The sequence below is a fragment of the Stappia sp. genome (genome assembly GCF_040110915.1).
GTDB lineage: Bacteria > Pseudomonadota > Alphaproteobacteria > Rhizobiales > Stappiaceae > Stappia.
Window position 1 is genome coordinate 588,719 of record NZ_CP157793.1, and the last position, 20,159, is coordinate 608,877.

General features: G+C 69.4%; 18 protein-coding genes. 7 read left to right on the forward strand and 11 right to left on the reverse strand.

The features are described from left to right. Positions 1-15: 15 nt before the first annotated feature. Together pdeM and ABL312_RS02655 are read right to left on the reverse strand one after the other, a co-directional pair. Positions 16-741: a ligase-associated DNA damage response endonuclease PdeM gene (gene pdeM, locus ABL312_RS02650; RefSeq protein ID WP_349359836.1), complete on the reverse strand. Its 726-nt coding sequence runs from the start codon at positions 739-741 to the stop codon at positions 16-18. Further along, positions 738-3,266, reverse strand: a complete 2,529-nt coding sequence (locus ABL312_RS02655; protein WP_374730169.1) for a ligase-associated DNA damage response DEXH box helicase — start codon at positions 3,264-3,266, stop codon at positions 738-740. Before ABL312_RS02655 ends, pdeM begins: the two co-directional genes overlap by 4 nt. 91 nt (positions 3,267-3,357) lie before the next feature. On the opposite strand from ABL312_RS02655, the gene ABL312_RS02660 reads away from it, so the two are divergent. The 5 genes from ABL312_RS02660 (at position 3,358) to ABL312_RS02680 (ending at position 8,009) form a co-directional block, all read left to right on the forward strand. Then, the gene (locus tag ABL312_RS02660) at positions 3,358-4,377 is read left to right on the forward strand and encodes a ligase-associated DNA damage response exonuclease (RefSeq protein ID WP_349359838.1); all 1,020 of its coding nucleotides are present in this window, start codon (positions 3,358-3,360) and stop codon (positions 4,375-4,377) included. A 49-nt stretch (positions 4,378-4,426) separates the two neighbouring features. Then, complete coding sequence (locus tag ABL312_RS02665; RefSeq protein ID WP_349359839.1) at positions 4,427-4,861, forward strand: nuclear transport factor 2 family protein; 435 nt, start codon at positions 4,427-4,429, stop codon at positions 4,859-4,861. 17 nt (positions 4,862-4,878) lie between these two features. Then, positions 4,879-6,570, forward strand: a complete 1,692-nt coding sequence (locus tag ABL312_RS02670; RefSeq protein ID WP_349359840.1) for a cisplatin damage response ATP-dependent DNA ligase — start codon at positions 4,879-4,881, stop codon at positions 6,568-6,570. Between the two features lie 128 nt (positions 6,571-6,698). Next, positions 6,699-7,319: a 2-hydroxychromene-2-carboxylate isomerase gene (locus tag ABL312_RS02675; protein WP_349359841.1), complete on the forward strand. Its 621-nt coding sequence runs from the start codon at positions 6,699-6,701 to the stop codon at positions 7,317-7,319. Between the two features lie 108 nt (positions 7,320-7,427). After that, a complete protein-coding gene (locus tag ABL312_RS02680) occupies positions 7,428-8,009 on the forward strand; it encodes a hypothetical protein (protein WP_349359842.1) in 582 nt (193 codons plus the stop codon). 52 nt (positions 8,010-8,061) lie between these two features. Here the strand turns inward: ABL312_RS02680 and ABL312_RS02685 are convergent, their stop codons facing one another. Next, positions 8,062-8,937: a thioesterase family protein gene (locus ABL312_RS02685; protein ID WP_349359843.1), complete on the reverse strand. Its 876-nt coding sequence runs from the start codon at positions 8,935-8,937 to the stop codon at positions 8,062-8,064. 54 nt (positions 8,938-8,991) lie between these two features. After that, positions 8,992-9,954 (reverse strand): alpha/beta hydrolase, encoded by a 963-nt coding sequence (locus ABL312_RS02690; RefSeq protein ID WP_349359844.1) that lies wholly within the window; start codon positions 9,952-9,954, stop codon positions 8,992-8,994. A gap of 147 nt (positions 9,955-10,101) precedes the next feature. On the opposite strand from ABL312_RS02690, the gene ABL312_RS02695 reads away from it, so the two are divergent. Next, positions 10,102-10,581, forward strand: a complete 480-nt coding sequence (locus ABL312_RS02695) for a secondary thiamine-phosphate synthase enzyme YjbQ (RefSeq protein ID WP_349359845.1) — start codon at positions 10,102-10,104, stop codon at positions 10,579-10,581. A 27-nt stretch (positions 10,582-10,608) separates the two neighbouring features. Here the strand turns inward: ABL312_RS02695 and pip are convergent, their stop codons facing one another. Genes pip through ABL312_RS02720 form a run of 5 tightly spaced genes read right to left on the reverse strand, consistent with a single transcriptional unit; the run spans position 10,609 to position 14,387 of the window. Then, on the reverse strand, positions 10,609-11,562 hold the full coding sequence (pip, locus tag ABL312_RS02700; protein WP_349359846.1) for a prolyl aminopeptidase: 954 nt from the start codon (positions 11,560-11,562) through the stop codon (positions 10,609-10,611). Positions 11,563-11,607: 45 nt separating this feature from the next. Further along, positions 11,608-11,934 carry a hypothetical protein gene (locus ABL312_RS02705; protein ID WP_349359847.1) on the reverse strand — a complete coding sequence of 109 codons (327 nt, stop codon included), beginning with the start codon at positions 11,932-11,934 and terminating at the stop codon, positions 11,608-11,610. Next, positions 11,931-12,233, reverse strand: a complete 303-nt coding sequence (locus ABL312_RS02710) for a hypothetical protein (protein WP_349359848.1) — start codon at positions 12,231-12,233, stop codon at positions 11,931-11,933. Before ABL312_RS02710 ends, ABL312_RS02705 begins: the two co-directional genes overlap by 4 nt. Positions 12,234-12,279: 46 nt before the next feature. Then, positions 12,280-14,115, reverse strand: a complete 1,836-nt coding sequence (locus tag ABL312_RS02715) for a sodium:solute symporter family protein (protein ID WP_349359849.1) — start codon at positions 14,113-14,115, stop codon at positions 12,280-12,282. Continuing rightward, complete coding sequence (locus ABL312_RS02720; RefSeq protein WP_349359850.1) at positions 14,112-14,387, reverse strand: DUF4212 domain-containing protein; 276 nt, start codon at positions 14,385-14,387, stop codon at positions 14,112-14,114. Before ABL312_RS02720 ends, ABL312_RS02715 begins: the two co-directional genes overlap by 4 nt. Before the next feature lie 522 nt (positions 14,388-14,909). Between ABL312_RS02720 and ABL312_RS02725 the strand changes: the two genes are divergently transcribed. Continuing rightward, positions 14,910-15,578 carry a response regulator gene (locus ABL312_RS02725; RefSeq protein WP_374730170.1) on the forward strand — a complete coding sequence of 223 codons (669 nt, stop codon included), beginning with the start codon at positions 14,910-14,912 and terminating at the stop codon, positions 15,576-15,578. Positions 15,579-15,607: 29 nt separating this feature from the next. Here the strand turns inward: ABL312_RS02725 and ABL312_RS02730 are convergent, their stop codons facing one another. Both ABL312_RS02730 and ABL312_RS02735 read right to left on the reverse strand, forming a co-directional pair. Then, the gene (locus ABL312_RS02730) at positions 15,608-16,255 is read right to left on the reverse strand and encodes a cytochrome P460 family protein (RefSeq protein ID WP_349359851.1); all 648 of its coding nucleotides are present in this window, start codon (positions 16,253-16,255) and stop codon (positions 15,608-15,610) included. 247 nt (positions 16,256-16,502) lie between these two features. Next, a complete protein-coding gene (locus ABL312_RS02735; RefSeq protein ID WP_349359852.1) occupies positions 16,503-20,033 on the reverse strand; it encodes a PAS domain-containing hybrid sensor histidine kinase/response regulator in 3,531 nt (1,176 codons plus the stop codon). Positions 20,034-20,159 lie beyond the last annotated feature (126 nt).

Here is a 20,159-nt window from a genome sequence, read left to right on the forward strand (position 1 = left end):
GTCTGAGCGTGCCGCTCAGTCGGCGACCAGACGGCTTGCGGTGAAGGGATAGAGGCGACCGTCGCCCAGCAGGAAGACGGAAAACTCCCGGGGCGGAAACAGCGCCTGCCACGCCCGGTCGAGCACGTTGAGCCCGCCGGTCAGAACGCCGAAGGCCGGCAGGACGAGACGCTGGCCGTCCGTCGCGAAACAGGGCCGGCGCACGCTGCGCCCGTAGCGGCGGATGCGCGCGGCCGGATGAAGATGTCCCGCGACCTCGCCCGGGGCCGGGTTCTCCGCCGGTTCATGGCGGAACGTCAGGCCGCCGAGCGCCACGTCGTCGACGGTCTCGCCGCACAGACCGACCGGGGCGACCGGATCGTGATTTCCGGTGACCCAGATCCACTCGCGGCCGAGCTGCAGCGTGGTGAGCATGGCGCGGTAGCAGGCCGGCAGGCGGTCGGCGCCGGAACGGTCGTGGAAGCTGTCGCCGAGCGCGATCACCCGCGCCGGATCGAAGGCGTCGAGCACCTCGGCGAGCTTCTCCAGCGTCGCGGCCGTGTCATAGGGCGGCAGCATCACGCCGCGGCCCGCGTAGCTGGAGGCCTTTTCGAAGTGAAGGTCGGCGACGACGAGCGTGCTCTCGTCCGGCCACCACAGGGCGCCGCTGTCATGCAGACCGACCAGCTCCCCGGCCAGCGAGATGTCGTGGCACACCGGTGCGAATGATCGCTGAGCAACCTCGGCCGTGAACGGCTTCACCCCATTGCCTCCCTGACGAGATCGTCGGCAGCCTCTGCCAGAAGCGCTTCCTGCCCGGCTCCGAACACCGGCTCCTTGCCGATTTCCAGCAGAACCGGAACGGCGAGCGGCGAGACTCGGTCGAGTCGACTATGCGTGATTCGCCCGGAAATTCGGGCGAGAAGTTGCCCCAGACGCGAGATATCCAGAAGTCCTTGCGCCGCGTCCTGCCAGGTGGCTTCCAGCAGGATGTGATCGGGCTCGTGCCGGCGCAGCACGTCGTAGATCAGATCGGCGGACACGGTGACCTGACGCCCGCTCTTCTCCTGGCCCGGATGGCGGCGTTCGATCAGCCCGGCGATCACCGCGCAGGCGCGGAAGGTGCGCTTCATCAGGCTCGATTCGGCCAGCCACGCATCGAGATCGTCGCCCAGCATGTCCTCGTCGAACAGCGCGTCGAGACAAAGCCGCTTCTCGGCGATCATCGCGCCCAGATCCCCGAGCCCCCATACGGCGAGCGCATAGTCGCTTGCGACGAAGCCAAGCGGCCGCGCGCCGGCGCGCTCCAGCCGCCGGGTCAGCAGCATGCCGAGCGTCTGGTGGGCGAGCCGCCCGTCGAAGGGATAGCACACGAGGTAATGCTTGTTGGCGCGCGGGAAGGTCTCCACCAGCAGCGTGTCGGTGCCCGGCAGGCGCGAGCGCAGGCGCTGGATCTCCAGCCACTCGCGCACCTGATCGGGCAGGGCCGACCAGCTTTGCGGGTCGGCGAGCGTGGCGCGCACGCGGCTCGCCAGATAGGTGGAGAGCGGGAACTTGCCGCCCTGATAGGAGGGGATCTTCGGCGCCTCCGCGCGGGTGCGCGAGACATAGGCCTCGTTTTCCAGGATCGCCTCGAAGCGCAGGATCTCGCCGGCGAAAAGGAACGTGTCGCCGGGCGCGAGCTGATCCACGAACCATTCCTCGATCTCGCCGAGCACCCGCCCGCCGCGCCCGAGCGGAGCACGGCGTCCCTGGGCCCTGGAGCGCACGAGCCGCACCTTGAGCATCGGCGCTTCCACGATGGTGCCGACGTTGAGCCGATACTGCTGGGCGATCCTCGGGTGCGCGAGGCGCAGCCGGCCCTCGCCGTCGTCCTTCAGCCGGGCGAACCGGTCGTAGGTCCTCAGCGCATAGCCGCCGGTCGCGACGAAGGCGACCGCACGGTCGAAGGTCGTCCGCTCGAGCGCGCGATAGGGTTCGGCCGAGCGCACCTCGTCGAAAAGCGCGTCCGGATCGAAGGGACCCGCACAGGCGACGCCGAGCACATGCTGGGCGAGCACGTCGAGCGCGCCGGTGCGCAGCGGCGGCGTGTCCTGCGCGCCCTCGCGCGAGGCGGCGAGCGCGGCCTGACACTCCATCACCTCGAAGCGGTTCGCGGGCACGAGGATCGCCTTGCTCGGCTCGTCCATGCGGTGGTTGGCGCGCCCGATGCGCTGCGCCAGCCGGCTCGCCCCCTTCGGCGCGCCGACGTTGACGACGAGATCCACGTCGCCCCAGTCGATGCCGAGGTCGAGCGAGGAGGTGCACACGATCGCCTTGAGCCGCCCGTCGGCCATCGCCGCCTCGACCTTGCGCCGCTGTGCCACGTCGAGCGACCCGTGATGCAGCGCGATCGGCAGATTGTCGTCGTTGACGTGCCACAGCGCCTGAAACAGCGCCTCGGCCTGCGAGCGCGTGTTGACGAAGACGAGCGACAGGCGGTGCGCCTTGACGATCCGGTAGATCTCGGGGATCGCGTAGCGCGCCGAGTGGCCCGACCAGGGCAGCCGGTCCTCGCTTTCCAGGATCGAGATGTCGGGCACCGCGCCGCCCTTCACGGTGACGCAGTCCGCCAAAGCGCGGGTCTCGCTGTTTGCCGGCTGGGCGACCAGCCAGGCACGCAGGTCGTCGGGCTCGGCGACCGTCGCCGACAGGCCGATGGCGCGCATGCCCGGCGACAGCCGGCGCAGCGCCGCAAGACCGAGCGAGAGAAGATCGCCGCGTTTGGAGGTCACCAGCGCGTGCAACTCGTCGAGGATCAGCGTGTCCACATCGGCCAGCATCGCGCGCCCCTGCGCGTCCGACAGAAGCAGCGCGATCTGCTCCGGTGTCGTCAGCAGGATGTCGGGCGGGCGCTGCTTCTGGCGCTGGCGCTTGTGCGTCGGCGTGTCGCCGGTGCGCGTCTCGATGCGGATGTCGAGCCCCATCTCGGCGACCGGCGCCTCGAGGTTGCGGGCGATGTCGACGGCCAGCGCCTTCAGCGGCGAGACGTAGAGCGTGTGCACGCCGCGCCATCCGGCGGATCCCGGGGTCTTGGGCGGACGCTGCGAGAGCGCCACCAGGCTCGGCAGGAAGCCGGCGAGCGTCTTGCCGGCGCCGGTGGGAGCGATCAGCAGCGCCGACTTGCGGGCCTGGGCCACCTCCAGAAGCTCGAGCTGATGGGCGCGCGGACGCCAGCCGCGGCTGGCGAACCAGTCGCGAAATCGCTCGGGCAGGAGAGGGGAAGTGGCGGCGTCCATCGCCGCCACAGATAGAGCCTGACGCGGGCCGCGTCGAGATGACGGGGATGGATGGGCGTGCTCCGTTTCCTTTCGCGCGCCCGCACCCTACATTCGCGCCATGACCTGGGGTGGCGATCTCCTGACCCTGACGCCGGCGGGGCTCTATTGCCCGGCCGCCGACGTCCATATCGATCCCGTGCGCCCGGTCGCGCGGGCGCTGATCACGCATGGCCACGCCGATCATGCCCGCGCCGGCCATGGCACGGTGCTCGCCTCGGCCGAAACGCTGAAGATCATGGCCGTGCGCTACGGCGCGGACTTCGCGGGCGCGACACAGGTCGCGGCACCGGGCGAGGCGATCGCGCTCGGCGGTGTGACGGTGTCCTTTCATACGGCCGGCCATGTGCTCGGCTCCATGCAGATCCGGCTGGAACACGGCGGCACCCGCGTCGTCGTCTCCGGCGACTACAAGCGCCAGGAGGACCCGACCTGCGCGCCCTTCGAACTCGTGCCCTGCGACGTCTTCATCACCGAGGCAACCTTCGGACTGCCGGTCTTCCGTCATCCGCCGGCGCAGGAGGAGATCGCCAGGCTGACGGCGTCGCTCGCCACCTTTCCCGACCGCACGCATCTGGTCGGCGCCTATGCGCTCGGCAAGGCGCAGCGCGTCATCGCCGAATTGCGCCGCGCCGGCTACGACCGGCCGATCTACCTGCATGGCGCGCTCGACAAGCTGTGCCGGCTCTACGAGGCGGAAGGGGTGGCGCTTGGGCCCCTGGAGACGGTCGGGCGGCGCGGCAAGGACCTCGCCGGCGAGATCGTGCTGGCCCCGCCGGGCCAACTGGCCGACCGCTGGGCGCGACGCTTCGGCGATCCCGTCACGGCGCTCGCCAGCGGCTGGGTCAGGGTGCGCGCAAGGGCGCGCCAGCGCGGGGCCGAACTGCCGCTCGTGATTTCCGACCATGCCGACTGGGACGATTTGCGCGCGACCATCCGCGAGACGGGCGCGGGCGAGATCTGGGTCACGCATGGCGCCGAGGAGGCGCTGGTGCATTGGTGTCAAGGCGCGGGGCTCACGGCCCGGCCGCTCAATCTGATCGGCTATGGCGACGACGGCGAGGCCGAGGACGTCGCCTGACCATAACAGTGGCCATTGCGGTGGCCATCACGGGGGAAGGAGAGAGACGATGACGGACGAACAGGGCGCGGGGAACGCGATGAACGATGGCGTTGCCGACGACGAGGCGGTCCTCGATGCCGAGGTGCGTGAGCTCTTCGACGACTATTGCGCGGGCTTCGACGATTTCGACGCCGACGGGGTCGCGGATTGCTTCGCCTATCCCGCGGTGATCTGGCAATTCGGCAAGGGCAACGTCTTCGCCGACGACGAGGAGCTTCTGGAGAACATCGAGAAGCTGTTCGACGCCCTCGACAAGGAGGGCGTGGTGCGCTCCGAATACGAGGTGCTGTCGGCGCATGTCGGCGGGGATACCGGGCTGGTGACGCTTGCCTGGGCCCAGGTCGACGCGGCGGACGAGCCGGTTCTGGAGTTCACCTGCCACTATCACCTGCTGTTCGACGGCGACACCTGGCGGATCGCGATGATCGTCAACGAGCCCTGAGCCGGGCGGCGCACCGCATGCAGCGCTTCGCGACCCTTCTCGACCGCCTGTCCTTCGAGCCGCGCCGCACGGCGAAACTCGCGCTGATGCGCGAGCATTTCGAGACCGTGCCCGACCCGGAACGCGGGCTGGCCCTCGCCGCGCTCACCGGCGGCCTGAGCTTTCGCCATGCCAAGCCGGCGCTGCTGCGCGCGCTCGTCGCGGACCGGGTGGACGAACATCTCTTCGCGCTGTCCTACGATTTTGTCGGCGACCTGTCGGAGACGATCGCGCTGATCTGGCCCGCCCCGCAACGCATCGAGGCGGCCCCGCCGCCCGCACTCGCCGATGTGGTGGCGCGTCTTTCCGCCGCCGGGCGGGCCGAGGTGCCGGCCTTGATCGCCGGCTGGCTCGACGCGCTCGACGAGACCGGGCGCTGGGCGCTCTTGAAGCTTGTGACCGGGGGCTTGCGGGTCGGCGTGTCCGCCCGGCTCGCCAAGACGGCGGTGGCCGCGCTCGGGCCGCTCGCGCCCGACGACATCGAGGAGGTGTGGCACGGTCTGGAGCCGCCCTATGAGGACCTTTTCGCCTGGGCGCAGGGGGCGGGGCCGCGTCCCGTCTCGGTGGACCCGGTGCCCTTCCGCCCGCCGATGCTTGCCCATCCCCTCGAGCCGCGCGATCTGGAGACCCTCGACCCGGCCGAATTCGCGGCGGAGTGGAAGTGGGACGGCATCCGCGTACAGGCGGCGGCCGGACGCGAGGTTGGGCGCGAGGCCGGGCGCGAGGATGGCGGCGCGTTGCGTCGCAGGCTCTACTCGCGCACCGGCGACGACATCTCCGCCACCTTCCCCGACATTCTCGAGGCGCTCGACTTCGAGGCGGTGATCGACGGCGAACTGCTGGTGGTCACCGACGGCGAGGTGCGCTCCTTCAACGCGCTGCAGCAGCGGCTCAACCGCAAGACCGTCTCGCCGAAACTGATGGCGAGCCACCCGGCCGCGATCCGCGCCTACGATCTCCTGGCGCTCGACGGCGAGGATCTGCGCGGCCTTCCCTTTCGCGCCCGCCGGGAGCGGCTGGAGCGCTTCATCGCCCGGCTCGACACGCCGCGTCTCGACCTGTCGCCGCTGGTGCCGGCCGCCGACTGGGCGGACATCGACGCGGCACGCAACGCGCCCGAGCGCCTGCACGCCGGTCCCGATGCCCGCGCCATCGAAGGGCTAATGCTCAAACGCTGGGACGCGCCCTATGTCCCGGGCCGGCCCAAGGGGCAGTGGTTCAAGTGGAAGCGCGACCCCTTCCGCATCGACGCGGTGCTGATGTATGCGCAGCGCGGCCACGGCAAGCGCTCGTCCTTCTATTCCGATTACACCTTCGGCGTCTGGCGGATGCGGGACGGCGGCGAGGAACTGGTGCCGGTCGGCAAGGCCTATTTCGGCTTCACCGACGAGGAACTGGCCGAGATCGACCGGTTCGTGCGGGCCAACACGACGAACCGGTTCGGCCCGGTGCGCGAGGTGCGCCACGGGGCGCGGGACGGGCTGGTGCTGGAGATCGCCTTCGAGGGACTGAACCGCTCGACGCGGCACAAGTCGGGGCTTGCCATGCGCTTTCCACGCGTCGCGCGGCTGCGCTGGGACAAGCCGGCGGCGGAGGCCGACCGCATCGAAACGCTCGAGGCGCTGTTGCCGGATGACGAGCCGGCGGCGGGGCGCGCGCCGCGCCGCTGATCGGCGGCCATGCCGGCGGAGCGCTTTCCCCGCTGCGGGAGGCTCATCGGGGCTTGATCGTTCGCCCGTCCCGGCGCAGGCTGCCGCCACTTGTCGCACCCTGTCGCAATCAGAGCCGGACCGACCGTATGCAACGCGTCATCGACTATTACTACACGCATGCCTCGCCCTGGGCCTATCTCGGCCATGCCGCGCTGCTCGCCCTTGTCGAGCGACATGGCTACGCCGTGCGGTTTCGTCCGGTCTCGCTGACGACCGTCTTCGCCGAAACGGGCGGTCTTCCGCTGGCGAAGCGCCATCCGGTGCGCCAGGCCTACCGCTTCATCGAGCTGCAGCGCTGGCGCGAGCAGCGCAATCTTCCGCTCACCCTGAAGCCTGCCTATTTTCCGGTGAAGCCGGATCTCGCGGACCGGGTCGCCGTGGCGCTGGCGCTGGAGGGCGGCCCCGTCGCCGCCTATTCCGACGCGGTGTTTCGCGCGCTTTGGACGGAGGATCAGGACATCGCCGCCGCGCCCGTGCTCGCCGCGATCCTCAAGCGCCTCGATCTCGATGCCGAGGCGGTGCTGGCGCAGGCGGGCGAAAAGCCGGTCGTGGAACGCTACATGGAGAACCAGAGCGATGCGATCGCCGGCGGCGTGTTCGGCTCGCCGAGCTACGTGCTGAACGGCGAGGTCTTCTGGGGCCAGGACCGGCTCGAGTTGCTGGATGCCGCGCTGGCGAGCGGGCGCGGGCCCTTCACCGTACCCTGAGCGCGGCTTGCCGTCGTGCTTCCGCCATCATCGTCGGGCGATAGTGGGAGCGCGGATGGGATGCGCCGGGATGCGGGCGCGACTCCGCCCGCCGAAAAGGATTCTGACATGCGCGGAAACACCATGCGCACAGCGGCCGGAACGGCGAAGATCGCCGTCGCCCTGGCCCTCGCCGCCGGCCTTCTGGGGCTTGCGGAGCCAGGCGCCGCCGTCGCCCAGACGGAAGATCCGCAGACGGAAGACCGCCCCGAGGTCGATGCCGACCGCTATCTGCTCGCCCCGGCGGGCGAGGTCTATCTGCGCCTCGACCGGGAAAGCGGACGGGTCGCGGAATGCCGCAAGCGCGGGCAGTCGTGGCGCTGCGTGCCGGTGCCCGACGCGCAGAGGGCGATGGAGGGCGAGATCGCCCGCCTGAGCGACGAACTGGCGCGGCTGGAGCGGGAAAACGCACGCCTGAACGCGCGTCTCGTCGCGCGGGACGGGGACGGGACGGGCGAGGGTGACAGCACACCCGGAGCGACCCCGAAGGCGTCCCCCGATCCGACGCCGCGCGCCGAGGGCGAGCCGCGCTTCACGCCGGACGAGGAAGCCGAACTCGACAAGGCGCTCGACTTCACCGAACGCGCCATGCGCCGCTTCTTCGGAATGATGAAGACGCTGCGGGAAGACTACGAAACCCTCGGCGAATAGACCGCCGGCGGGGCGGCGCGACCGGCCCGCCCGGCTGTTGGTCTCTCTGACGTCAGCTCTTGAGCGCGCCGTTGAGGATCGCGGCGCGCACGTCGTCGTCCAGCGGGATCGCCTTGCGCGTCTTCAGGTCCATCGTCAGCGCCATCACGTCGCACACGGCCGCCAGGCGGTGCGTGCGCGCCTCGAACAGATGGTGGCGGAAGGAAAACGTCTTGCCGCCCGCGCCGGTGAGCCCGCTCATCGTCACCACCGGATCGCCCGGCTTCAGCGGCCCGTGCCACACCAGCTTCATCTCCACCGCCACCCGGCCGAGCCCGCGTTCGGTCAGCCAGGCATCGCCCATCGGCGTGGTGTTCCACACATGCGGGGCCGCTTCGGTGAAACACATCAGCGCGAAGGCGTCGTCGGCCCGCCCGTCCGCACCGGTGTGGCGGGGCAGCACGGTGGCGCGGTGCACGACGCGGGCGCCGGCCTTCTCGATCTGCTGCGCGGTGACGACGCCGTTGCCGTTGGAGCTGGCGGCGAAGCTGCGCGGCTGCGCCGGATCGGGCATCGGCGCGCTGACGGTCTGGAAGCGGCGGCGCAACTCCTTGGCGACGGCGGTCGCGGGCGCGTATCCGTCCGTCGCGGTCGCGGCCAGCGCGTCGTCGGCGGCGCGGCGCAGCTCATGCACGACGGTGAGCATATAGGGGCCGTCGAAGGCGACATGCGAGCGCATCACCAGCGTGTCGCCGGAGTAGAGCTCCTCGTGATAGCGGATGTGGCGCGCCCGCCGTGCCCCGGCGAGCGCGTCGCTCAGCCCGCTCATCAGGCGGAACTGCCGGTCGGCCTCGTCGAAGCGGGCCAGATAGAACTGCACGTTCAGGTGATCGTTTTCGTCGCATTCCCAGCAATTGACAAAGGAAAAGACTGTTTCAATGGCGGCCATTTTCGGCTCTCCGGTGTGTCGACGGGGCTTTTTGGGGGGGCGTACCGGACGGCGTCAGGCGAGGGTACGGGTCAGGAAGGCATCGATCGCGGCATTGCTCGCCCGGGCGATCTCAAGGGGGAAATGCTGAAAGAGGTGGCAGCCTTCGGGCACCACGACAAGCTCGGCCGGGCATCCGGCCGCCCGCCAGCGCGCGGCCATGAACAAGGTGTCGTCGAGAAGCGGATCGGCGTCGCCCACCACGAAATGCGCGGGCGGCATGCCGGCGAGATCGGCCAGCAGCGGCGACACGTCCGGATCGGCCGGGTCGGTGCCATGCGCCAGGTAGTGGCGCACGAACTGGTCGATGTCGCGGGAATTCAGGACGAGCTTGCGGGGGCCCCAGTTGCGGGCGCTCGGCGTCAGCCGCAGATCGAAGCAGCCGCACACGAGGACGGCCGCCGCGAAGGCGTCGGCCGCGCCGTGCCGGTCGCGCAGGCGCAGCAGCGTCGTCGCGGCAAGATTGGCGCCGGCGCTCTCTCCGCCGATGGCGAAGCGGGTACCGCCGAAGGCGCGCGCGCCCTCCCGAAACAGCCACAGCGCGGCCGTCTCGCAATCGTCCGGGCCTTGCGGATAGGGATGTTCGGGCGCGAGCCGATACGCCACGGAGACCACCGCGAGCCCGGTGCGCTCGGCGATCTCGGCCAGCCGCGGATCCTGTTCGTCGGCCGCCCCGAGCGTCCAGCCGCCGCCGTGGAAATGCAGATAAGCGCCGCGCGGCTCCCGCGTTGTCGGGCGCAGGACGCGCAAGGGAACCGGCCCGTGCGGTCCTTCGATGCTCAGGGTTTGCGCGTCGGGCGATTTCGGCGGCTGCGGAAAGGGGCCGAGCCCCTCGGCCCGCCGCTCGCGGATCACCGCCGGCGGATAGGACCATTGATCGGGCAGCATCGACAGCCGCCGCGTCAGATCCTCGTTGAATGCGCGCGCCTCGGCCAAAGCCGCCGCGTCGCAGTCCAGTCCTCCACCCGATCCAGCCATTTCAGGCGACCGCCCCCGTCTTCGCCGCTTCGGAAATAATCCTTTGCGCTCAGGCTAATGGCTGGGTCAATTTCTGCCAAGTCCCGTCACGCTTGCGTCTGACCTGCGCGATTCGCATAGTTGGCGATCAGGAGGAGAACCGCGACCATGACACACCCCATCCGCAGCGGCCCGGCCGAGGCCTGGACCTTCGAGGACGACGGGCTGGACCTGCGCCAGCGCATGGGACGTCTGGTGGTGACCACGCGGGGGCAGGGCTTCTACGGCATCGGCCGCCGCCTCGACGCCTGGCTTAGCGAGCAGACGGCCCGCGACGGGGAGATGTCGGTGTTTCTGCGCCATACCTCCGCCTCCCTCACGATCCAGGAAAACGCCGACCCGGACGTGCAGGCGGACCTGATCGACGCGCTCGACGATCTGGCGCCGCAGGATGCCGACTGGCGTCATGTGTCGGAAGGGCCGGACGACATGCCGGCGCATGTGAAGACGATGCTCACCGGCGTGAGCCTGCAGATCCCTGTGGTTGCCGGCAAGCTGGATCTCGGCACCTGGCAGGAGGTCTATGTGGTCGAGCACCGGCTGGAGGCCCATCAGCGCAGCCTGACGCTGCGCTATCTGGGCACGTGATCGCGGGCGAGCCGCGCCGGAAGGCGGCTAGCGCAGATGCGCGAAGCGGCGCCCGGCGGCGACCAGTTCCGCCGCGATCCCCGGTTCGCTGGCCGCATGACCCGCGTCCTCGACGACCCTGAGGTCCGCCTGCGGCCAGGCCTCCGCCAGATCGTAGGCGTTCTTCATCGGCGTCACCACGTCGTGCCGGCCATGCACGATCACCCCTGGAATATCGCGAATGCGGTCGATGTCGCGCAGCAACTGGTCGTCATGGGGCAGGAAGCCGCCGTTGATGAAGTAATGCGCCTCGATGCGCGCGAAGGCATGCGCGTAGCGCGGATCGTGAAAGGCCGCCTCGCGCTCGGGATCGCGCAGCACGGAGAGCGTCGCGCCTTCCCACAGCGCCCAGCGCTGGGCGGCGGAAACCTGGATCGCCTCGTCCGGACAGGTCAGCCGCCGATGATAGGCGGCGATCAGATCGCCGCGCTCGTCCTCGGGGATGAAGTCGCGATAGGGCGCGAAGAGGTCCGGATAGAGCCAGCTCGCGCCCTCCTGATAGAACCAGGCGAGTTCGGCGCGGCGCATCAGGAAGATGCCGCGCAGCACCAGTGCCGTCACGCGGTCGGGATGCGTCTGGGCATAGGCGAGCGCCAGCGTGGAGCCCCAGGAGCCGCCGAAGACCTGCCAGCGCGCGATGCCGAGATGGGTCCGCAGCCGCTCGATGTCGGCGACCAGATCCCAGGTGGTGTTGTCGCGCAGTTCCGCATGCGGGGTCGAGCGCCCGCAGCCGCGTTGGTCGAACAGGACGATGCGATAGACACTGGGGTCGTGAAAGCGGCGCATGATCGGCGTCGTGCCGCCGCCCGGTCCGCCGTGCAGCATGACGACCGGGACCCCGTCCGGGTTGCCGCATTGCTCGTAGTGGAGCGTGTGCAGATCGCTGACGGGGAGAAGGCCGGCGTCAAAAGGGGCGAGCACGGGATAAAGCGGCGCGGACATGCGGGGCGGTCCTCAGGGTTGGGGCAGGGCGATGCGGATCGCTCCCTAGCGTAGCAGGAGCACGGCGGCCATGCCGGCGGCCGGAAGCGAGAGCGCCGCGGTGGCGGCAAGCCAGACGAACCAGGCGGCGGGCGTCGTGTCGCGCGCGCCCGTCATCCGCTCCACGAGGGCGGCCGGCACGCCGGCAAGCACCACGGTGACGCCGGCGCCGAGCAGATAGGCCAGAAAGGCGACGAGCCCCGGCGACGACACGAGCAGCCCCGGCGCCAGCAGGATGACGCCGGCGCTCGTTTGCGGCAGCAGCCAGGGATTGAACACGCCGTTGAGCAGCGCCAGGGCGGCGATGGCGAGGGGGATGCCGGAGCGGGTCATGCGCCGGCTCCGGTGCCGGGGGCCGACAGCCAGCCGCTCGCGGCAAAGCCCACGGCGAGCCCCAGCCGGGCGAGGATCAGCCACACCGCCGCGAAGAGCAGCAGCAGGGCGTGCGGCACCGCCTGAGGGGTGACGACGCGCACCGGCGCCACGACCGGATCGGTCAGCCGCACGAAGGCGCGATGGATGAAATTGCCGCTGTCGGGCCCCAGCAGGAGGGTGAGCGCCAGCCGTCCGAGCAGCGTGTACAGGAGAGCCGCGAGCGCCAGGTTGGTCAGGTGATAGGCCCACAGCGCCATCGCGGTTCGAACCTCGCGTCTCGTTGAATCCGGGGCGCGGCGGGCCTCAGGAAGCGCCGTCGCGCAGGACCGGCTCTCCGGCGGGCTTGCGGATGTCGTCGATCAGCGCCTGCACCTCGCGCGAGGGCGCGGGCGTCACGAGACTGACCAGCACGGTGACCGCGAAGCCGAGCGGCAGGCCGAAGACGGCGGCGGAGATGTTCTTCACGCCGAACCATTCCGCCATGCCGCCGTATTGCGTCATGGCGAGATAGTAGAGCGTCAGCCCGAAGCCGGCGAGCATGCCGGCAATGGCGCCGGCCGCCGTGCAGCGCCGCCACCAGATGCCGAGCACCAGCGCCGGGAAGAAGCCCGCGGCGGCCAGCGAGAAGGCCCAGGCGACCACCGACAGGATGTCGGAGGGCCGCGTCGAGGCGACATAGGCGGCGAGCACCGCCATGCCGATCAGCAGCACCCGGGCGACCACAAGCCGGCGGCTCGCCGGCGCGCGCCGGTCGACCATGCGGTAGTAGACGTCGTGGCTGAGCGCATTGGCGATGGCGAGCAGCAGCCCGTCGGCGGTCGACATGGAGGCGGCGAGCCCGCCGGCGGCGACGAGACCGGCGATCACATAGGGCAGACCGGCGATCTCCGGCGTGGCGATGACGATCACGTCGCGGTCGATCGCGAGATCCGGAAGCCGCAGCACGCCCTCGTTGCCGGGCACCGCCGCGCAGGCCGCCTGCACCGCGTCCACCGACGCAGCGTTGGCGCCGCAGATGTCGATCAGCCCGAGCTTGCCGTAGGTGTAGATCCACTGCGGCAGCGCCTCGAGCCCGGCGCCGATCACGTTTTGATAGACCTCCAGCTTGGCGAAGGCGGCATAGGCCGGCGCGGTGACATAAAGCAGGAAGATGAAGGCCAGCGACCAGGCGACCGAGCGGCGCGCGTCGCGCACCGTGGTCGTGGTGAAATAGCGCATCAGGATGTGCGGCAGCGAGGCCGTGCCGATCATCAGGCAGGCGATCAGCGCGAAGAAGTTGAACGGATCGAGCGAGGTGAAGGGCTCCAGATGGGGTGTCAGCGTCTCCGCCGTGGCGAGCCCGCTCGCCAGCATCTGCTGTTCCAGAACCGTGATCTGCTGCAGGACAGTGCCATAGGCGAGCTGCGCGACGGGAAAGCCCGTCTGCTGCGCCGAGAGGATCGCGACGGGCAGCATGTAGGCGACGATCAGCACGATATATTGGGCGACCTGCGTCCAGGTGACGGCGCGCATGCCGCCGAGCATGGAGCACAGGAGGATGCCCGCGAGCCCGACATAGACGGCGACCTCGAAGGAGATGCCGAGGAACCGCGAGGCGATCAGCCCGGTCGAATAGATCTGCGCCACCACATAGGTGAAGGAACAGGCGAGCAGCACCAGGATGCCGATCAGCCGGGCGAGATTGCCGCCGAAACGGGCCGCCAGGAAATCCGGCACCGTGTAGGCGCCGAACTTGCGCAGGTAGGGGGCGACGAGCACCGCCACCAGCACATAGCCGCCGGTCCAGCCGACGACATAGGCGAGCCCGTCGTAGCCGAGCGCGTAGAGCGTGCCGGCCATGCCGACGAAGGAGGCGCCGCTCATCCAGTCGGCGGCCGTGGCCATGCCGTTGTAGACCGCCGGCACGCGCCGCCCGGCGACGTAATATTCCGAAACGCGCACGGTGCGCGTGACGATGCCGATGGCGGCATAGACGCCGAGCGTGCACAGCACGAAGAGATAGCCGATCACCTGATCCGGCACGCCGAGCTGTTCCAGGATCGCCAGCACCACGACGAAGGCGGCAAAGCCGCCCGCATAGGTGCCGTAGATCCGCCCGAGATTGTCGAGAAAGGCGTCGTCGGGTCCCGGCAGGCTCATGGGACGATCTCCTCACGCTGCGATTCGGGCTCCGAGAGACCGGCGTCGCGGTCGATCCGCTCCTGTCGGGCGCAAAACCAGAAGACCAGCACGACGAAGACGATCAGCGAGCCTTGCGCGGCCATCCAGAAGCCGAGCGGGAAATCCGCGACGACGATGGTGTTGAGCGCGTCGACGAAGCCGTGGATCGCGAAGCCGAACACGAACCAGATCGCAAGGGCGACCAGGACCAGGCGCACCGTGCGCCGCCACCAGATCCGTGGGTCCGGCATGGGCCGACCCAGCGGACGTGAGCCGGACGGCCCCGCCGCGGACGGTCGCGTTCCGGCCGGGTCTGTTCCCGATTGGTGGGGCCCCGATTGGCGTGGCCCCGATGGGTCTCTCCCCGATGGGTCTGTCATGGTGTCCTCTCCCCCCGGACGGTCCGTGCACCCGGCGCCGCATCGCGCCCCTCTACGGTCGCGTAGCATGGCATGGCGTGTGTTTCGATGGGTATAGGACTACGACTTTCGGGAAAACGATATCTGTGAGACTACGAGGAACACGGATGTGCCGTCGTGCCCGTATCGGCGGGTTGATGCGCGACCGGGCCGCGTGAATAATGCGGCAAAGGGGGGCGCACCCGGAACGGGGCGGCGGGCGATCGAGGCAACGCCCGCACGGGCTGCGTCCTTCGAGGAAACAACAGGGGCGTGCGCCAGACCCCTTGCCCGCGCGAAGCGGGCGGGGACGGGGGCGAGGCGATGCGATCCGCAACGCCGGCGAAAAAGCCGGTGCGCAGGGAGGGCGAGAGCGTGTCGGAGACCGCCGATTTTCATTTCGTGATTGCGGACGACCATCCTTTGTTTCGCGGCGCCATGCGCCAGACCCTCGAGACGGTCTATCCCGGCTCGACCATTTCCGAAGTCGGCACGCTGGAGGACGCGGCCGCCGATCTCGATGCCCACGACGAGGTCGACCTTCTTCTGCTCGATCTTTCGATGCCCGGCATGCGTGGCTTCTCCGGCCTGATGTACCTCCGGGCGCAGTATCAGGGCGTGCCGGTGGTGATCGTGTCGGCGACCGAGGATGCGGTGACGATCCGCCGCTGCATGGATCTCGGCGCCTCCGGCTTCATCCCCAAGTCGCTCGGCATCGACGTCATCCGCGACGCGGTGACCTGCGTGATGCGCGGCGACACCTGGATCCCGCCGGACGTCGACATGGCGGGGGAAAGCGACGAGGTGAGCGAGATGGTTCAGCGCCTCGCGAGCCTCACGCCGCAGCAGGTGCGCGTGCTGATGATGCTGTCGGAGGGCCTGCTCAACAAGCAGATCGCCTACGAGCTCAGTGTTTCGGAAGCGACCGTCAAGGCGCATGTCTCCGCGATCCTGCAGAAGCTCGGCGTCGAAAGCCGCACGCAGGCCGTCATCGCCGCCGCGAAGATCGAGCAGGGGCAGTGGCAGTCGGCGGTTCCCTCCTGAGTGGCCCGCCGCCGCGATGACGCCCGGATTTATCGCGTGACCCGGGCCTCGGGCACCGGATAGCCGACGCCGTCGCGCGCGCCGAAACTGCCCTGGTGGCAGTCGCTGCAGGCGGTGATGACGTTCATGGTCATTGGCGCGCCGGCCGGCGTGACCGCCATGTAGTACCAGTCGCCGGTCTCGGGCGAGGTGCCGGCGGTCACCTTCTGCATCAGGAACAGCGGACCGTTCTGCACCTGGCCCTCGTCGTTGACGGCAAAGGATTCCATGGCCATCACCGTGCCCTCGGGCATGGTGACGCCGGCCTCCTGATAGCGCAGGTAGGTCTCCGCCCCGATGGCGTTCACATAAGTCATCAGGAAGCGGGTGCCATGGACTCCGGGGGCGGCCGGAAAGGCGCTGACGGCTGTCCAAGAGCGGTAATCGTCGACGAATTCCGCCGGGATCCAGCGCTTGTCCCCCGCGCGATAGCCGGCATGCAGGTCCTCGGCCAGACAGGCGTAGAGCGCCGAGGCGTCGGCCGGTGTCAGCGCGTGACCCGCCTTGTCCGCCACGCAGGCGGCCTGCGTTTTCTCACGCGCCACCTCTTCCGCCGTCTCATGCGCGATCGCATGGGAAAACGCGGTCAAGGCGGCAACGGCAAGCACCGCCGTCCAGCAGGCGGCCCCGGTTCTCACTCCGGTTCTGGCTCCTGCTCTGGCCCCGATTCTGGCCCCCGCTCTGGCCCCGATTCTGGCCATGTCCTACTCCCTGTGATGCGCGGACCGCGCCGTGGCTGGCGCGGTCTCGACGCGGGCAAGGTCAGTCATGCCGGCGCGCTCGACAAGTCAAGCCTTTACACGACGGCGCACGAACCCTTGATGCGGTGTGGGTCCGAGGCGGGGTGGCGTCACGCGACGCTTGAGGCCGGCCGGGAACCCGCCGTTACTCGGCGGCCGTGGCGACGCTCACGAGCCGCGACAGATGCGCCCGGAGCGCGGCCGGCTTGACCGGCTTGTTGAGCATGTCGATGGATTTCTCCGCCGCCTCCGCGCGCACCGCGCGGGTGCGGTCGGCGGTGATGAGAAGCGCCGGCGTCTCGGCGCCGAACTGCCAGCGCAGCTGCACCACCGCCTCCACGCCGGTGCCCTCGTCGAGGTGATAATCGACGATCAGGATGTCGGGCGGCGCGCCGGCCTCCCCGGCCTTGCGGGCCGCCTCGCGCGGATCGTGCGCGGTCGTCACCCGGCAGCCCCAGCCCTCCAGCAGCACGCGCATGCCGTCGAGGATCTGGGGCTCGTTGTCGATGGCGAGCACGTGCAGACCGTCGAGCGCGGCGGTGGCGGGCGCGGGCGCGGGCGCGTCCTGCGTGGCCGGAACGGCGGCCGCCAGCGGCAGCGTCAGCGAGAAGCGCGCGCCGTGACCCGCCGTCGAGCGGAGCTTCACGGGATGGTTCAGCACCCTTGCGATACGCTCCACGATGGACAGGCCGAGCCCCAGGCCGCGCGCTTCGCGGGCGCCGTCGTCGAGGCGGTGGAACTCCATGAAGATCAGCTTCTGCTTCGATTCCGGGATGCCGATGCCGGTGTCGAGCACCTCCACGACCACCGTTTCGCCACGCTTGCGCGCGCCGACCAGGACCTTGCCGGTGCGCGTGTATTTGATCGCGTTGGAAACGAGGTTCTGCAGCAGGCGGCGCAGCAGCCGCCGGTCGGAGCGCACGCTCAGTCCGCTCGGCAGGATGCGCAGGTCGAGATCCTTCTCCTGCGCGATCGGGCCGAACTCGTTGCGCAGCGGATTGAGGATCTCGTCGATGCGGAAGATGGTGATCTCCGGCTTCAATGCGCCGGTGTCGAGGCGGGAGATGTCGAGCACCGCGCCGATGATTTCCTCCACCGATTCCAGCGACGAGCCGACGTTCTGCACCAGATGGCGCAATTCGCCGTCGGAAAAGCGCTCTGTCAGGCTGGAGGCGTAGAGCCGGGCGGCGTTCAAAGGTTGCAGGATGTCGTGGCCGGCGGCGGCGAGAAAGCGGGTCTTGCCGAGATTGGCGTCATCGGCCACCTGCTTGGCGCGCTGCAGTTCCTCGTTGACGTGGGTGAGTTCCAACGTGCGCTCGCGCACCCGCCGTTCCAGCGTCTCGTTGGCCCGTGCCAGCGCTTCCTCGGCCAAGACCCGTTCGGTGATGTCGGTGTAGGTGGTGACGATGCCGCCATCCGGCATCGGGTTGGTGCGCACCTCCAGCACCGTCTCGGTGGTCGCGATGTGCTCCTGAAAGGTCTCGTGGCGCACGGCGAGCTTGTCGATCCGGTCGCCGACGATGACCTCGACCGGATCGTCGCCGAAGGCGCCGCGCTTGGCGTTGTAGCGCAGGATCGCGTCGAGCGGCGTGCCGACCTGTCCGTATTCCGCCGGCAGGCCGAGCAACTCGCGGAACTGCCGGTTCCAGCAGATCAGCCGCAGGTCGCGGTCGTAGACGGCGATGCCCTGGCGCACCTGGTCGAGCGCGGTCTGCAGCAGGTCGCGGTTGTACTGGATGGCGACGGTCGCATCGTCCAGCAGCTTCATCGCGCCCTTGCCGCTGGGGTCGCGCCGCTTGACCAGCAGCGACAGCACCAGCCGGGAGGAGGCGGCGCCGATGGCGCTGGCCAGCAACTGCTCGGAAAACCGCAGGATCTGCGCGTCCGCCGGCGCGGAGAAATCGGCGTCGGCATCGCGCCCGCGTTCGCGGGCGAAGCGGTGGAACGAGCGCTGCGTGCGTTCCTCGCCGAGATAGCGCGCGATGGTCGCCTGCAGGTCGCCGACCGTCACCGAGGTCCGCCACAGCCGCAGCCCCGGTGCCGGAGACAGCTCGGAGGGCACGAAGATGTTGGCCTGCAGCCGCTCCAACGGTTCGGGCGGGCGGGCGAGCGACACCAGCACATAGGCGGCGAGATTGACCGACAGGCTCCAGAAGACGCCGTGGGTGAGCGGGTCGAAGCTGAGGGAGAAGAGCGCCTGGGGTTTCAGGAGCCACAGGCCGAAGGGCCCGTTCTCGATGACGGCGTCGGAGATCAGCCCCGACTGGGCGAAGGTCGGCAACAGCAGCGTGTAGACCCAGATGGCGAAGCCGGCGGTCATGCCGGCGATCGCCCCGCGCGCCGTCGCCCGGCGCCAGATCAGCCCGCCGAAGAAGGCCGGCGCGAACTGGGCGATGGCGGCGAAGGACAGAAGGCCGATGGAGGTCAGCGCCGCCGTGTCGCCGGCCGCGCGGAAATAGGCATAGGCGAGCAGCAGCGTGACGAAGATCGCGACCCGTCGGATCAGCAGCAGGATCCGGCTCATGTCCTCGCCGGACGAGGAGATGATCGCATCCTCCGAGGAGCGGCGCAGCACCAGCGGCATCACCAGGTCGTTGGAAATCATGATGGCGAGCGCCACGGTCGCCACGATCACCATGGCGGTGGCCGCCGACAGGCCGCCGATGAAGGCGAAGAGCGCCAGCCACGGGTGATCGGCGGCGATGGGCAGCGCCAGCACATAGGTGTCGGGATTGGTGGAGGCCGGCAGCATCATCATGCCGGCGACCGCGATGGGCACGACGAAGAGGTTGATCGCCACCAGATACAGCGGGAAGAACCAGGTGGCGCGCTTCAGTTCGGCGCCGGAGTTGTTTTCCGTGACCGTCACGTGGAACTGGCGCGGCAGCAGGATCACCGCGAAGAAGGACAGCAACGTCATCACGATCCAGTTGCCACCCGATTGCTGGCCCGACATGGCCTCGGAGACCCGCGGATCGCTCGCCATCGCCGTGAAGAGCTCGCCGGGCCCGTCGTACAGACCGTAGGTGACCCAGACGCCGACGGCGAGAAAGGCGAAGAGCTTGACCACCGCTTCCGCCGCGATGGCCAGCATCAGGCCTTCCTGGTGCTCGGTGGCGTCGATGTGGCGTGTGCCGAACAGCCAGGCGAACACGGCCATGCCGACCGCGATGAGCAGGGTGATGTCGCTGAAGATCGGCAGGTTCGGCCCGCCGTTCTGCACGTCGAGCCGGGCGATCATCGTCGTCACCGACATCGACACTGCCTTCAGCTGCAGCGCGATGTAGGGAATGATGCCGATCACCGCGATGATCGCGACGACGGCGGCGACCGACTGGCTCTTGCCGTAGCGCGCGCCGATGAAGTCGGCGATCGAGGTGATGCGCTCGCTCTTGGCGAGCCGCACGATCCGCCGCAGCATCGGGTAGCAGGCGGCGAAGACGAGCACCGGACCGATGTAGATCGTCAGGAATTCCAGCCCGTTGCGCGTCGCGGTGCCGACGGAGCCGAAAAATGTCCAGGAGGTGCAATAGACGGAGAGCGAGAGGGCATAGATCAGCGGGCGCCCGCGCCCCGGCTCCATCGTGCGCGCCTTGCGGTCGCCGTAGCTGGCGATGGCGAACAGAAGCAGCACGTAGCCGAGCGCCGAAACGACGACGACCCATCCCTCCAGCATGGCGCTTCCTCGCGGTTCTTGCCTCCCGGTCGCGATCCGAGCACAGTTGCCCGATCCTGTCCATCATGCGAAGGACGGGCATGCGGGGAAACGCCGGCCGGGACAGGTCGGGGCCTGTGCGAGGCC